General features: G+C 53.2%; 12 protein-coding genes and 1 tRNA gene. 12 read left to right on the top strand and 1 reads right to left on the bottom strand.

Annotated elements, in window-relative coordinates; translation table 11 throughout:
- Window positions 1-39 precede the first annotated feature (39 nt).
- Window positions 40-1,104, top strand: a complete 1,065-nt coding sequence (locus EOS97_RS06795) for a YwqG family protein (protein ID WP_000051507.1) — start codon at window positions 40-42, stop codon at window positions 1,102-1,104.
- 86 nt (window positions 1,105-1,190) lie between these two features.
- On the opposite strand, the gene argG is transcribed toward EOS97_RS06795, so the two are convergent.
- Complete coding sequence (gene argG, locus EOS97_RS06790; protein ID WP_000207648.1) at window positions 1,191-2,534, bottom strand: argininosuccinate synthase; 1,344 nt, start codon at window positions 2,532-2,534, stop codon at window positions 1,191-1,193.
- Between the two features lie 343 nt (window positions 2,535-2,877).
- On the opposite strand from argG, the gene EOS97_RS06785 reads away from it, so the two are divergent.
- The 11 genes from EOS97_RS06785 (at window position 2,878) to deaD (ending at window position 15,272) form a co-directional block, all read left to right on the top strand.
- Window positions 2,878-2,954 (top strand) — tRNA-Met (locus tag EOS97_RS06785).
- Window positions 2,955-3,161: 207 nt separating this feature from the next.
- The gene (gene rimP, locus EOS97_RS06780) at window positions 3,162-3,614 is read left to right on the top strand and encodes a ribosome maturation factor RimP (RefSeq protein ID WP_023204988.1); all 453 of its coding nucleotides are present in this window, start codon (window positions 3,162-3,164) and stop codon (window positions 3,612-3,614) included.
- Between the two features lie 27 nt (window positions 3,615-3,641).
- Window positions 3,642-5,144: a transcription termination factor NusA gene (nusA, locus tag EOS97_RS06775; protein ID WP_001031038.1), complete on the top strand. Its 1,503-nt coding sequence runs from the start codon at window positions 3,642-3,644 to the stop codon at window positions 5,142-5,144.
- Between the two features lie 24 nt (window positions 5,145-5,168).
- Window positions 5,169-7,847, top strand: a complete 2,679-nt coding sequence (gene infB / locus EOS97_RS06770) for a translation initiation factor IF-2 (protein ID WP_000133064.1) — start codon at window positions 5,169-5,171, stop codon at window positions 7,845-7,847.
- A gap of 220 nt (window positions 7,848-8,067) precedes the next feature.
- Window positions 8,068-8,469: a 30S ribosome-binding factor RbfA gene (gene rbfA, locus EOS97_RS06765; protein ID WP_001040208.1), complete on the top strand. Its 402-nt coding sequence runs from the start codon at window positions 8,068-8,070 to the stop codon at window positions 8,467-8,469.
- Window positions 8,469-9,413: a tRNA pseudouridine(55) synthase TruB gene (gene truB / locus EOS97_RS06760; protein WP_000089678.1), complete on the top strand. Its 945-nt coding sequence runs from the start codon at window positions 8,469-8,471 to the stop codon at window positions 9,411-9,413. Before rbfA ends, truB begins: the two co-directional genes overlap by 1 nt.
- A 150-nt stretch (window positions 9,414-9,563) precedes the next feature.
- Window positions 9,564-9,833: a 30S ribosomal protein S15 gene (rpsO, locus tag EOS97_RS06755; RefSeq protein ID WP_000059465.1), complete on the top strand. Its 270-nt coding sequence runs from the start codon at window positions 9,564-9,566 to the stop codon at window positions 9,831-9,833.
- A 241-nt stretch (window positions 9,834-10,074) separates the two neighbouring features.
- Window positions 10,075-12,210 carry a polyribonucleotide nucleotidyltransferase gene (pnp, locus tag EOS97_RS06750; RefSeq protein WP_001670767.1) on the top strand — a complete coding sequence of 712 codons (2,136 nt, stop codon included), beginning with the start codon at window positions 10,075-10,077 and terminating at the stop codon, window positions 12,208-12,210.
- A gap of 109 nt (window positions 12,211-12,319) precedes the next feature.
- Window positions 12,320-13,204: a lipoprotein NlpI gene (gene nlpI / locus EOS97_RS06745; protein WP_127836133.1), complete on the top strand. Its 885-nt coding sequence runs from the start codon at window positions 12,320-12,322 to the stop codon at window positions 13,202-13,204.
- 105 nt (window positions 13,205-13,309) lie between these two features.
- Complete coding sequence (gene yrbN / locus EOS97_RS06740; RefSeq protein WP_010723222.1) at window positions 13,310-13,390, top strand: protein YrbN; 81 nt, start codon at window positions 13,310-13,312, stop codon at window positions 13,388-13,390.
- Window positions 13,383-15,272 (top strand): ATP-dependent RNA helicase DeaD, encoded by a 1,890-nt coding sequence (gene deaD, locus EOS97_RS06735; protein ID WP_000807248.1) that lies wholly within the window; start codon window positions 13,383-13,385, stop codon window positions 15,270-15,272. Before yrbN ends, deaD begins: the two co-directional genes overlap by 8 nt.
- Window positions 15,273-15,359 lie beyond the last annotated feature (87 nt).

Raw genomic sequence — 15,359 nt, 5'->3', positions numbered from 1 at the left:
CTTCCTTTGCACTGAGCCGAATATCTAAGGAAGAGATTAATGAGTTTATTTTTCGATCGTGCTGGATTGATTGCCGAATTGCGCACATCCAATTTGAGCTCTGCTATTCAGGAGAAAGTCGTGCAACAGGCACGTGCTGCTATTTCATTTAAACGTTGTCTGCGGGATATGGAAACAGTAAAGGTGGGGGCATCGCGGTTGGGCGGTCTACCCGACTGGCCATTAGGACAAAACTGGCCTATACGAAAAAAATCGGTTAATGCCACATCTCGCGTGCTAAAGCTGAAAGCTGAAAAAACGCGAAATGCCATGTTTGTTCATGAAATGAAAATGAGTTATGAACTGCTTAATGAAGGGCGTAAGCTGCTTGGGCAGCCAGCGGAAGATTTTGACGAGGAGAGGTGTCGGTTGGTGCAGCAACGGTTATTAACCGAAATTGACATCCGCATAGAGAATCAGTTGGTTGATTTTCCGCTTGCTTTTGTTGCCCAACTAAATTTGAGTGACCTGGCGTTACTCCCGGGGTTTGATCCACTGCTTCCCAGGCGGGGGTTATTGAGCTTCTTTGTCGATGTTACCTGGGAAGATCGGCAGCCCTTTGTTTTCTGGCACGATGTTGAGGTAGATACATTAAGCACGCTAGCTGTGCCAGATGACTTGCTGGCTTTTTACAATAAGATTGAATTTCGTGAACCATGGCAATTGTGTACACAGGTTGAGTGCCTGGAACCTCTTTCCGTTATCAGTGTTCCGTCAGTCTGCGAGGGGTTAAGCGTTACGCAGCAGAAAGCGTATGAATCATGGTATGACGCGTTAAGTGATTACGAACAGGATAACCCGTATCGAGTTGATGCCTGCTATTCCGGCGATCTTCTGGGAGGGTGGACAATTCCTCTCCAACGTAGTGTGGAAGATGAACTGAATCAAAATGATACAAGGTGGCGACAGCTTTTTAGCTGGGATGAAGAAATTCATTCTACAACAGCATTACTGGCTGTCGCTGGGCCGGATTTTGGCGGGGGCATTGACTATATAATGATGACTGAAAAAGACATGGCTGCACAATGCTTTGACAGGGTGCGAAACGTTGTCCAGTTAGATTAACCGGCAAATCAGCCATTTGCATCAACCTGGGGTGATGTTCCACAAAAAAGGCCGCTTTCGCGGCCTGTTGCATCAACGACGCGGGCTTATTTGCCTTTGTTTTCCAGATTCTCAACCTGCGGCAGACCGGTCGCGGAAGAGGCGGTTAACAGACCGGCTTTCGCGTAGCCGAACAGTTTCTCGCGGGTATCGGTAATGTCCAGATTACGCATGGTCAACTGACCGATACGATCGTCCGGTGAGAACACGGAATCGCCTTTTTCCATGGTCAAACGTTCTGGCTTATAGGTCAGGTTGTCTGACACGGTGTTCAGGATGGAGTAGTCGTTGCCGCGACGCAGTTCCAGCGTCACTTCACCGGTAATCTGGCTGGCGACCCAACGTTGCAGGCCGTCACGCAGCATCAGCGCCTGCGAGTCGAACCAGCGGCCCTGATACAGCAGTTTGCCCAACTGACGACCATGAGAGTGATATTGCTCAATGGTGTCTTCGTTGTGAATACCGGTCAACAGACGCTCGTAAGCGATGTGCAGCAGCGCCATTCCGGGGGCTTCATAAATACCGCGGCTTTTTGCTTCAATGATGCGGTTTTCAATTTGGTCGCTCATACCCAGGCCGTGACGGCCGCCGATGCGGTTTGCTTCCAGCATCATCTCAACATCATCGCTGAAGGTTTTACCGTTCAGGGCAACAGGGTGACCCTGCTCGAAGCGGACGGTCACCTCTTCTGCCGGGATCTTCACGCTCTCGTCCCAGAACTTCACGCCCATAATCGGGTTGACGATCTTGACGCTGGAGTTAAGAAACTCCAGATCTTTCGCTTCATGCGTGGCGCCCAACATGTTGGAGTCGGTGGAGTAGGCTTTTTCGACTGACATCTTATAGTCGAAACCGCAGGCAATCATAAATTCAGACATCTCATGGCGACCACCCAGCTCATCGATAAAGTCGGTATCCAGCCACGGTTTGTAAATCTGTAATTCAGCATTCGTCAGCAGGCCGTAACGATAGAAACGTTCAATATCGTTGCCTTTATAGGTGCTGCCGTCGCCCCAGATATTCACGCCGTCTTCTTTCATCGCGGCGACCAGCATCGTGCCGGTCACGGCACGGCCCAGCGGCGTGGTATTGAAATAGGTCAGTCCGCCAGTCGTATTATGGAAAGCGCCGCACTGAATCGCTGCGATCCCTTCTGCAACCAACTGCTTGCGGCAATCAATCAGGCGAGCATTCTCTGCGCCATACTCCATTGCGCGACGAGGAATGGCGTCATAGTCATCCTCATCCGGTTGTCCCAGATTCGCAGTATAAGCATATGGGACAGCTCCTTTTTGTCGCATCCACAGCAGCGCGGCGCTGGTGTCCAGACCGCCGGAAAAAGCGATACCAATACGTTGACCTGCTGGAAGATGCTTAAGAATCGTCGTCATAGAATAGAACCCTGCTTGATTGACTGATAATGAGATCGGTTTCTGCTTTAGTGCATTTTTATGCAAAATAAATGAGTTTTCATTTAATCATCTTTTAGCAGAGACAGGAAGCGTTTAGTGAAGGTTTACTGAAATAACGTTGTGAAATGCATGTATAAGCCGGAGAGGTGGGATGAGTATAACGAAGAGTGGTATTCATTCATCTGCATATTGGGAATAGGGTTGACATAACTCATGCCTGGTCACTATACTGTGCGCAGATTTTACGTCCCGTCCTCGGTACCAAATCCCAGCAGTATTTGCAAATTTTGCCCAAAACGAGTAGAATTTGCCACGTTTCAGGCGCGGGGTGGAGCAGCCTGGTAGCTCGTCGGGCTCATAACCCGAAGGTCGTCGGTTCAAATCCGGCCCCCGCAACCACTTTCCCTTAGAGTTCTTTTTCAAATATACTGTGAAGATTATGTCCTTCGTAGCTGGATTTGAAAAAAATTCTTTCGGAAGGTACACCAGACCGCCGTTGCGGTTATAGGGTTCAGTTATCTAAAGCCCCGATTTATCGGGGTTTTTTGTTATCTGACTACAGAATAACTGGGCTTTAGGCCCTTTTTTTATGTCTTGGGGGTGGGCTTGTCCACATTAGAGCAAAAATTAACAGAGATGATTACAGCGCCAGTTGAAGCCTTAGGCTACGAGCTGGTCGGCATCGAATTTATTCGCGGTCGCACATCCACACTGCGCATCTATATTGATAGTGAAGATGGCATCAATGTTGATGGTTGTGCTGATGTGAGCCACCAGGTAAGCGCGGTGCTGGACGTTGAAGATCCTATCTCCGTGGCTTACAACCTTGAAGTCTCGTCACCGGGTCTTGACCGTCCTATGTTCACTGCCGATCATTATGCGCGTTTCCAGGGTGAAGAAGTCGCGCTGGTTCTTCGCATGGCGGTACAGAACCGTCGCAAGTGGCAGGGCATTATCAAAGCGGTGGACGGTGAAATGATTACCGTCACAGTCGAAGGCAAAGATGAAGTGTTCGCGCTGAGTAATATCCAGAAGGCGAACCTGGTTCCCCACTTTTAACAGTCTGGATGAGGTGAAAAGCCCGCGATGAACAAAGAAATTTTGGCTGTTGTTGAAGCCGTCTCCAACGAAAAAGCGCTGCCACGCGAGAAAATTTTTGAAGCGCTGGAAAGTGCGCTGGCGACAGCAACAAAGAAAAAATACGAGCAGGAGATCGATGTTCGTGTAGAAATCGATCGTAAAAGCGGTGATTTTGATACTTTCCGCCGTTGGTTGATCGTTGAAGAAGTGACCATGCCGACGAAGGAAATTACGCTGGAAGCGGCGCGTTTTGAAGACGAAAGCCTGAATGTCGGCGACTATGTTGAAGATCAGATTGAATCTGTCACCTTTGACCGTATCACCACGCAGACTGCGAAACAGGTTATCGTACAGAAGGTCCGTGAAGCTGAACGCGCGATGGTTGTCGATCAGTTCCGCGACCAGGAAGGCGAAATCGTCACTGGCGTGGTGAAGAAAGTGAACCGCGACAATATCTCTCTGGAAATTAAATCCGAAGGGATGGCCGGTAACGCTGAAGCGGTGATTCTGCGTGAAGATATGCTGCCGCGCGAAAACTTCCGCCCTGGCGACCGTATTCGCGGCGTGCTGTATGCTGTTCGACCGGAAGCGCGTGGCGCGCAGCTGTTCGTCACCCGTTCCAAGCCGGAAATGCTGATCGAACTGTTCCGCATCGAAGTGCCGGAAATCGGCGAAGAAGTGATTGAAATTAAAGCGGCGGCTCGCGATCCGGGTTCTCGTGCGAAAATCGCAGTGAAAACCAACGATAAACGTATCGATCCGGTCGGCGCTTGCGTGGGGATGCGCGGCGCGCGCGTTCAGGCGGTCTCTACCGAACTGGGCGGTGAGCGTATCGATATCGTGCTGTGGGATGATAACCCGGCGCAGTTCGTCATTAATGCGATGGCGCCGGCAGACGTCGCGTCTATCGTGGTGGACGAAGATAAACATACCATGGATATCGCCGTTGAAGCCGGTAATCTGGCGCAGGCGATCGGACGTAATGGTCAGAACGTCCGCCTGGCTTCGCAATTGAGCGGCTGGGAACTCAACGTAATGACCGTTGATGACTTGCAGGCTAAACATCAGGCTGAAGCACATGCCGCTATCGAGATCTTTACTAAATATCTTGATATTGATGAAGAGTTCGCGACCGTTCTGGTAGAAGAAGGTTTCTCCACGCTCGAGGAACTGGCCTATGTGCCAATGAAAGAACTGCTGGAAATTGACGGCCTTGATGAGCCGACCGTTGAAGCACTGCGCGAGCGTGCTAAAAACGCACTGGCCACTCTGGCGCAGGACCAGGAAGCAAGCCTCGGTGATAACAAACCGGCTGACGATCTGCTGAATCTGGAAGGATTAGATCGCGATATGGCTTTCAAACTGGCGGCTCGTGGTGTTTGTACGCTGGAAGATCTCGCCGACCAGGGCATTGATGATCTGGCTGATATCGAAGGGTTGACCGACGAAAAAGCCGGTGAGCTGATTATGGCTGCCCGTAATATTTGCTGGTTCGGCGACGAAGCGTAATAAACTGTAGCAGGAAGGAACAGCATGACAGATGTAACCCTAAAAGCGCTGGCCGCAGAGAGACAGGTTTCCGTGGATCGCCTGGTACAGCAGTTTGCTGATGCAGGTATCCGGAAATCTGCTGACGACTCTGTGTCCGCACAAGAAAAACAGACTTTACTGGCGCACCTGAACCGCGAAGCGGTTTCTGGTCCCGATAAACTGACGCTGCAGCGTAAAACGCGCAGCACCCTGAATATTCCTGGTACCGGTGGAAAAAGTAAATCGGTACAAATCGAAGTCCGCAAGAAGCGCACCTTTGTGAAACGCGATCCGCAAGAGGCTGAACGCCTGGCCGCGGAAGAGCAGGCGCAGCGTGAAGCGGAAGAGCAAGCCCGTCGTGAGGCAGAAGAACAGGCCAAACGCGAGGCGCAACAAAAAGCTGAACGCGAGGCCGCAGAACAAGCTAAGCGTGAAGCCGCTGAAAAAGCGAAACGTGAAGCTGCGGAAAAAGACAAAGTGAGCAATCAACAGACTGACGATATGACCAAAACCGCCCAGGCCGAAAAAGCCCGCCGTGAGAATGAAGCTGCAGAGCTGAAGCGTAAAGCGGAAGAAGAAGCACGTCGCAAACTCGAAGAAGAAGCGCGTCGTGTAGCAGAAGAAGCTCGCCGCATGGCGGAAGAAAACAAATGGACCGCAACGCCTGAGCCAGTAGAAGACACCAGTGACTATCATGTCACCACTTCTCAGCACGCGCGCCAGGCCGAAGACGAAAACGATCGTGAAGTAGAAGGCGGTCGTGGTCGTGGCCGTAATGCAAAAGCGGCGCGTCCGGCGAAAAAAGGCAAACATGCCGAATCCAAAGCCGATCGCGAAGAAGCGCGTGCTGCGGTTCGCGGCGGTAAAGGCGGCAAGCGTAAAGGGTCTTCTTTACAGCAAGGCTTCCAGAAGCCCGCTCAGGCCGTTAACCGCGACGTGGTGATCGGTGAAACCATCACCGTTGGCGAACTGGCGAACAAGATGGCGGTGAAAGGCTCTCAGGTCATCAAAGCGATGATGAAGCTGGGCGCCATGGCCACCATCAACCAGGTCATCGACCAGGAAACCGCACAGCTGGTTGCCGAAGAGATGGGCCACAAAGTTATCCTGCGTCGTGAAAACGAACTGGAAGAAGCGGTAATGAGCGACCGTGATACCGGCGCTGCGGCTGAACCGCGCGCACCGGTTGTGACCATCATGGGCCACGTTGACCACGGTAAAACCTCTCTGCTGGACTACATTCGTTCCACGAAAGTAGCCTCTGGCGAAGCGGGCGGCATTACCCAGCACATCGGTGCTTACCACGTTGAAACTGACAACGGGATGATCACCTTCCTGGATACCCCGGGTCACGCCGCGTTTACTTCTATGCGTGCTCGCGGCGCCCAGGCAACGGATATCGTGGTTCTGGTGGTAGCGGCAGACGACGGCGTGATGCCGCAGACTATCGAAGCTATCCAGCACGCGAAAGCGGCAGGTGTGCCGGTCGTGGTTGCGGTGAACAAAATCGATAAGCCGGAAGCCGATCCGGATCGCGTTAAGAACGAACTGTCCCAGTACGGCATTCTGCCGGAAGAGTGGGGCGGCGAGAGCCAGTTTGTTCACGTGTCTGCGAAAGCAGGTACCGGTATTGACGAACTGCTGGACGCTATCCTGCTGCAGGCCGAAGTTCTGGAACTGAAAGCGGTACGCAAAGGTATGGCGAGCGGTGCGGTTATCGAATCCTTCCTGGATAAAGGTCGTGGTCCGGTGGCTACCGTGCTGGTTCGTGAAGGTACGCTGCATAAGGGCGATATCGTGCTGTGTGGCTTCGAATACGGCCGCGTGCGTGCGATGCGTAACGAACTGGGTCAGGAAGTGCTGGAAGCGGGTCCGTCCATTCCGGTGGAAATCCTCGGCCTGTCCGGCGTTCCGGCTGCGGGTGACGAAGTGACCGTCGTTCGCGACGAGAAGAAAGCGCGTGAAGTTGCTCTGTATCGTCAGGGTAAATTCCGTGAAGTTAAACTGGCGCGTCAGCAGAAATCTAAACTCGAGAACATGTTCGCCAACATGACCGAAGGCGAAGTTCACGAAGTGAACATCGTGCTGAAGGCCGACGTACAGGGTTCCGTGGAAGCGATCTCCGACTCCTTGCTGAAACTGTCTACCGACGAAGTGAAAGTGAAGATCATCGGTTCTGGCGTAGGTGGTATCACCGAAACCGACGCGACCCTGGCGGCGGCATCCAACGCCATTCTGGTGGGCTTCAACGTTCGTGCTGATGCCTCTGCGCGTAAAGTGATTGAATCCGAAAGTCTGGATCTGCGTTACTACTCCGTCATCTATAACCTGATCGACGAAGTGAAAGCGGCGATGAGCGGCATGCTGTCTCCAGAACTGAAACAGCAGATCATCGGTCTGGCTGAAGTGCGCGATGTGTTCAAATCGCCGAAATTCGGCGCGATCGCGGGCTGTATGGTTACCGAAGGTACGATTAAACGCCATAACCCAATCCGCGTTCTGCGCGACAACGTGGTTATCTATGAAGGCGAGCTGGAATCCCTGCGCCGCTTCAAAGATGACGTTAACGAAGTCCGTAACGGCATGGAATGTGGTATCGGCGTGAAGAACTACAACGACGTTCGCGTTGGCGATATGATTGAAGTATTCGAGATTATCGAGATCCAACGTACCATCGCTTAATCTTCGTCGTCTTTTGGGCCGCAACGGCGTTGGCTGCGCTCGCTCACCCCGGTCACATAGTTATCTATGCTCCCGGGGATTTACGAGCTTGCCGCCTTGTTGCAATCCAAAATCCTTAGAAGATGATTAGGCGTAGGCCGGGTAAGCGAAGCGCCACCCGGCAAGAAATTTAAAAAGGGGCTTATGGCCCCTTTTTTGTCTTTATTCTGGAGAATTTATTATGGCGAAAGAATTTGGTCGCCCTCAGCGCGTAGCGCAAGAGATGCAGAAAGAGATCGCGCTCATCCTGCAACGCGAAATCAAAGATCCACGTGTAGGTATGATGACCACCGTATCGGGTGTTGAAATGTCCCGCGATCTGGCATACGCCAAAGTATTCGTGACGTTCCTCAACGATCAGGACGAAGCGGCTGTGAAAAACGGCATTAAGGCCCTGCAGGAAGCGTCTGGTTTCATCCGCAGCTTGCTGGGTAAAGCGATGCGTCTGCGCATCGTGCCGGAACTGACCTTCTTCTACGACAACTCGCTGGTGGAAGGGATGCGTATGTCCAACCTGGTGACTAACGTGGTGAAACATGACGAAGAACGTCGTGTGAACCCGGACGACAGCAAGGAGGACTGATGAGTCGTCCTCGTCGTCGTGGCCGCGACATTCACGGCGTTCTGCTGCTGGATAAGCCGCAGGGTATGTCCAGCAATGACGTGCTGCAGAAAGTTAAGCGCATCTACAATGCCAACCGCGCCGGGCATACCGGCGCGCTGGACCCGCTGGCGACCGGCATGTTGCCGATTTGCCTCGGCGAAGCGACAAAATTTTCGCAGTACCTGCTGGATTCTGACAAACGCTATCGTGTTATTGCCCGTCTGGGGCAGCGCACGGATACCTCTGACGCCGATGGTCAAATCGTGCAGGAGCGTCCGGTGACTTTCAGCGCTGAGCAGCTTGCGAGCGCGCTGGAGACCTTTCGTGGGGATATCGAACAGATTCCCTCGATGTATTCGGCGCTGAAGTATCAGGGCAAGAAACTGTACGAATATGCCCGCCAGGGTATCGAAGTGCCGCGCGAAGCCCGCCCGATTACCGTCTACGAACTGCTGTTTATTCGCCATGAAGGTAACGAGCTGGAGCTGGAAGTTCATTGCTCCAAAGGCACCTATATCCGTACCATTATTGATGATTTAGGTGAGAAACTGGGCTGTGGCGCGCACGTAACCTACCTGCGTCGTCTGACGGTCAGCAAGTATCCGGTGGATCGTATGGTGACGCTGGAGCACTTGCGCGAGCTGGTAGCACAGGCGGAACAGCAGGGCGTTCCGGCGGCGCAGTTGCTCGATCCATTATTGATGCCAATGGACAGTCCAGCTTCGGACTATCCTGTTGTTAATCTGCCGTTAACATCTTCGGTATACTTCAAAAATGGCAACCCGGTTCGTACCACGGGCGCGCCGTTGAAGGGACTGGTTCGTGTGACGGAAGGTGAAGACGATAAATTTATCGGTATGGGCGAAATTGACGACGAAGGCCGTGTCGCGCCTCGTCGGCTGGTAGTAGAGTACCCAGCGTAATGTCGCTTCGTCTTGCGATAAGAGAGCGCTGCGAGTAGAATACCGCCGCTTAACGTCGCGTAAATTATTTAACAGTTTACGCGGCGTACACTGGGATCGCTGAATTAGAGATCGGCGTCCTCTCATTCTTAAATACTTTGGAGTTTTAAAATGTCTCTAAGTACTGAAGCTACAGCTAAAATCGTTTCTGAGTTTGGTCGTGACGCAAACGACACCGGTTCTACCGATGTTCAGGTTGCTCTGTTGACTGCACAGATTAACCACCTGCAGGGTCACTTTGCAGAGCATAAAAAAGATCACCACAGCCGTCGTGGTCTGCTGCGTATGGTTTCTCAGCGTCGTAAACTGCTCGACTACCTGAAACGTAAAGATGTTGCACGCTACACCGCGCTGATTGAGCGTCTGGGTCTGCGTCGCTAATTCTTTCGAGTTTCAGAAAGAGGGGGCCTTCATGGCCCCTTTTTTCCAGCAGATGGCAGCAATTCGCTGGAAACTAATGTATTGTTGCTATGAATGATCTTCCGTTGCAGAGGTTCGCGCGGCTAATGAGAGGCTTTACCCGTATCAGGGTTAGGGTTGTCATTAGTCGCGAGGATGCGCAGAAGATCGGGTATTAACGACGGCGCGTATTATGCCGTCAAAAATTGGAAAGGATATTATTTTGCTTAATCCGATCGTTCGTAAATTCCAGTACGGTCAGCATACCGTTACGCTGGAAACTGGCATGATGGCGCGTCAGGCCACTGCCGCTGTTATGGTAAGCATGGATGACACCGCCGTATTCGTTACCGTTGTCGGCCAGAAAAAAGCCAAGCCAGGCCAGGACTTCTTCCCACTGACCGTTAACTATCAGGAGCGTACCTACGCTGCTGGTCGTATCCCGGGCAGCTTCTTCCGTCGTGAAGGCCGTCCAAGCGAAGGCGAAACCCTGATTGCGCGTCTGATTGACCGCCCGGTTCGTCCGCTGTTCCCGGAAGGCTTCGTTAACGAAGTGCAGGTTATCGCGACCGTCGTTTCCGTTAACCCGCAGGTTAACCCGGACATCGTTGCCATGATCGGCGCATCCGCTGCGCTGTCCCTGTCCGGCATTCCGTTCAACGGCCCAATCGGCGCGGCGCGCGTAGGTTACATCAATGACCAGTACGTGCTGAACCCGACCCAGGACGAGCTGAAAGAAAGCAAGCTGGACCTGGTGGTTGCCGGTACCGAAGCGGCTGTGCTGATGGTGGAATCCGAAGCTGAACTGCTGAGCGAAGACACTATGCTGGGCGCGGTGGTATTCGGTCACGAGCAGCAGCAGGTTGTTATCCAGGCGATCAACGATCTGGTGAAAGAAGCCGGCAAACCGCGTTGGGACTGGCAGCCGGAAGCCGTCAACGACGCGTTGAACGCGCGTGTTGCTGCGCTTGCTGAATCTCGTCTGAGCGACGCGTACCGCATCACCGATAAACAAGAACGCTATGCTCAGGTTGACGTAATCAAATCCGAAACCATCGAGCAGCTTATTGCAGAAGATGAAACTCTGGATGCTAACGAGCTGGGCGAAATCCTGCACGCCATCGAGAAAAACGTGGTACGTAGCCGCGTACTGGCAGGCGAGCCGCGTATTGATGGCCGTGAAAAAGACATGATCCGTGGTCTGGACGTGCGCACTGGCGTACTGCCGCGTACTCACGGTTCCGCTCTGTTTACCCGTGGTGAAACGCAGGCGCTGGTTACTGCGACTCTGGGTACTGCCCGTGACGCGCAGGTGCTTGATGAACTGATGGGCGAGCGCACTGACAGCTTCCTGTTCCACTACAACTTCCCTCCGTACTCCGTAGGCGAAACCGGCATGGTCGGTTCTCCGAAGCGTCGTGAAATTGGTCACGGTCGTCTGGCGAAGCGCGGCGTGCTGGCAGTGATGCCGGACATGGATAAATTCCCGTACACCGTTCGCGTGGTGTCTGAAATCACCGAATCCAACGGTTCTTCCTCTATGGCTTCCGTGTGCGGCGCTTCTCTGGCGCTGATGGACGCTGGCGTGCCAATTAAAGCCGCCGTAGCAGGTATCGCTATGGGTCTGGTGAAAGAAGGCGACAACTACGTTGTACTGTCTGACATTCTGGGCGACGAAGATCACCTGGGCGATATGGACTTCAAAGTGGCGGGTTCCCGCGACGGTATCTCTGCGCTGCAGATGGATATCAAAATTGAAGGTATCACCAAAGAGATCATGCAGGTTGCGTTGAACCAGGCTAAAGGCGCGCGTCTGCACATCCTGGGCGTGATGGAACAGGCGATCAACGCGCCGCGCGGCGATATCTCTGAATTCGCGCCGCGTATCCATACCATCAAGATCAGCACGGACAAGATCAAAGACGTGATCGGTAAAGGCGGTTCTGTGATCCGCGCGCTGACTGAAGAGACCGGCACCACCATCGAAATCGAAGATGACGGTACTGTGAAGATCGCGGCGACCGACGGTGAAAAAGCGAAATACGCTATCCGTCGTATCGAAGAGATTACCGCGGAGATCGAAGTCGGCCGTATCTACAATGGTAAAGTGACCCGTATCGTTGACTTTGGCGCGTTTGTTGCCATCGGCGGCGGTAAAGAAGGTCTGGTTCACATCTCTCAAATCGCGGATAAGCGTGTAGAGAAAGTGACCGACTATCTGCAGATGGGTCAGGAAGTCCCGGTTAAGGTTCTGGAAGTTGACCGCCAGGGCCGTGTACGTCTGAGCATTAAAGAAGCAACCGAGCAGTCTCAACCTGCGGCTGCGCCGGAAGCTCCGGCGAGCGAACAGGCCGAGTAAGGTAGCCTTTTGCCCTCCGCAGTGCGGAGGGCTTTAGACCTGGCTGGACGCCTTGTTGAGCCACCGGGGAACAGGACGTTCATTCAATCGTTGTCTTCGGGAGTGGGAAATGAAGCCTTTTTTGCGCTGGTGTTTCGTTGCGACAGCACTTACGCTTGCAGGATGCAGTAATTCCGCCTGGCGTAAAAGTGAAGTCCTCGCAGAACCATTGCAACCGACTTTACAGCAGGAAGTGATTCTGGCGCGTATGGAACAGATTCTTGCCAGTCGGGCTTTAACCGATGACGAACGCGCACAGCTTTTATATGAGCGCGGAGTGTTGTATGATAGTCTTGGTTTGAGAGCATTAGCGCGAAATGATTTTTCACAAGCGCTGGCAATCAGACCGGATATGCCTGAAGTATTCAATTACTTAGGCATTTATTTAACGCAGGCAGGCAATTTTGATGCTGCCTATGAAGCGTTTGATTCTGTACTAGAGCTTGATCCAACTTACAACTACGCGCACTTAAACCGCGGTATCGCATTGTATTACGGCGGCCGTGATAAGTTAGCGCAAGATGATCTGCTGGCGTTTTATCAAGACGATCCCAATGATCCTTACCGCAGCCTGTGGCTGTATCTTGTTGAGCAGAAGCTTAATGAGAAGCAGGCGAAAGAAGCGTTAAAAGCACGCTTCGAAAAATCGGATAAAGAGCAATGGGGATGGAACATTGTCGAGTTCTACCTGGGCGACATTAGCGAAGCAACGCTGATGGAAAGGCTCAAGGCGGACGCAACGGATAACACCTCGCTCGCTGAGCATCTCAGTGAAACCAACTTCTATTTAGGTAAGTATTACCTAAGTCTGGGGGATTTGGACAGCGCCACGGCTCTGTTCAAACTGGCGGTGGCCAACAACGTTCATAACTTTGTTGAGCACCGATACGCATTGTTGGAATTATCGCTCCTGGGCCAGGACCAAGATGACCTGGCAGAATCGGACCAGCAATAGCTGACGAACATATCAGCCCGTAATCTTTTTGATTGCCATCACCTTCGCGGGTGAGGGCGTTGTTGTTCGTTAATACACCTACTTTGAGCCGGTTCACACTTTTCAATGAAAATTGCAGATCAATTTCATGATGAGTTATGTAGACTGGCCGCCATTAATTTTGAGGCACACGTACTACATGGCTGAATTCGAAACCACTTTTGCAGATCTGGGGCTGAAGGCTCCTATCCTTGAAGCCCTTACCGATCTGGGTTACGAAAAACCATCTCCAATCCAGGCAGAGTGCATTCCGCATCTGCTGGGCGGTCGCGACGTGCTGGGCATGGCCCAGACCGGTAGCGGCAAAACCGCAGCGTTCTCTTTACCGCTGCTCAACAATCTTGATCCTGAGCTGAAGGCACCTCAGATTCTGGTGCTGGCGCCAACCCGCGAACTGGCGGTACAGGTTGCCGAAGCCATGACGGATTTCTCTAAACACATGCGCGGCGTAAACGTGGTTGCCCTGTACGGCGGTCAGCGTTATGACGTGCAGTTACGCGCCCTGCGTCAGGGGCCGCAGATCGTTGTCGGTACGCCGGGACGTCTGCTTGATCACTTAAAACGCGGCACCCTCGACCTCTCTAAACTGAGTGGTCTGGTGCTGGATGAAGCCGACGAAATGCTGCGTATGGGCTTCATCGAAGACGTTGAAACTATTATGGCGCAGATCCCGGAAGGTCATCAGACCGCTCTGTTCTCCGCCACCATGCCGGAAGCGATTCGTCGCATTACCCGCCGCTTTATGAAAGAGCCGCAGGAAGTGCGCATTCAGTCCAGCGTGACTACCCGTCCTGACATCAGCCAGAGCTACTGGACTGTCTGGGGTATGCGTAAAAACGAAGCGCTGGTGCGTTTCCTGGAAGCGGAAGACTTTGATGCGGCGATTATCTTCGTGCGTACCAAAAACGCGACCCTGGAAGTAGCAGAAGCGCTGGAACGTAGCGGCTACAACAGCGCCGCGTTGAATGGCGATATGAACCAGGCGCTGCGTGAGCAGACTCTGGAACGCCTGAAAGATGGTCGTCTGGACATCCTGATCGCTACCGACGTTGCGGCACGTGGTCTGGACGTTGAACGTATCAGCCTGGTGGTGAACTACGATATTCCGATGGACTCCGAGTCCTACGTTCACCGTATCGGTCGTACCGGCCGTGCGGGTCGCGCCGGTCGCGCGCTGCTGTTCGTTGAGAACCGCGAGCGTCGTCTGCTGCGCAACATCGAACGCACCATGAAGCTGACCATTCCGGAAGTGGAACTGCCGAACGCAGAACTGCTGGGTAAACGCCGTCTGGAAAAATTCGCCGCGAAAGTTCAGCAGCAACTGGAAAGCAGCGATCTGGATCAGTACCGTGCGCTGCTGGCGAAAATCCAGCCGTCTGCCGAAGGTGAAGAGCTGGATCTCGAAACGCTGGCCGCCGCACTGCTGAAAATGGCGCAGGGCGAGCGTCCGCTGATTCTGCCGCCGGATGCGCCGATGCGTCCTAAGCGTGAATTCCGTGACCGTGACGACCGTGGTCCGCGCGATCGTAATGACCGTGGCCCGCGTGGCGATCGTGAAGAACGTCCGCGTCGTGAACGTCGTGACGTTGGCGATATGCAGTTATACCGCATTGAAGTGGGCCGTGATGACGGCGTTGAAGTTCGTCATATCGTGGGCGCTATCGCTAACGAAGGCGATATCAGCAGCCGTTACATTGGTAACATTAAGCTGTTCGCGTCTCACTCCACCATCGAGCTGCCGAAAGGTATGCCGGGCGAAGTGCTCCAGCACTTCACGCGTACCCGCATTCTGAACAAGCCGATGAATATGCAGCTGTTGGGTGATGCTGTTCCGCACGCGGGCGGCGAACGTCGCGGCGGTGGTCGTAGCTTCAGTGGCGAACGTCGTGAAGGCGGTCGTAATTTCAGCGGCGAACGTCGTGAAGGTGGTCGTGGCGATGGTCGTCGCTTCAGCGGCGAACGTCGTGAAAGCCGTGGTCCGCGTCGTGATGACTCTACCGGTCGCCGTCGTTTCGGCGGTGATGCGTAACTCACGCTGACCTGCGCATTCACAGCGTAAAGTAAAATATACAGCCCCGATCGTCACAATCGGGGCTTTTTTTATTTCTTTTGTACT

Source organism: Salmonella sp. SSDFZ54 (assembly GCF_004010735.1).
In the GTDB taxonomy this organism is placed as follows: domain Bacteria; phylum Pseudomonadota; class Gammaproteobacteria; order Enterobacterales; family Enterobacteriaceae; genus Salmonella; species Salmonella enterica.
This window is presented reverse-complemented; position numbering and strand designations above follow the sequence as displayed.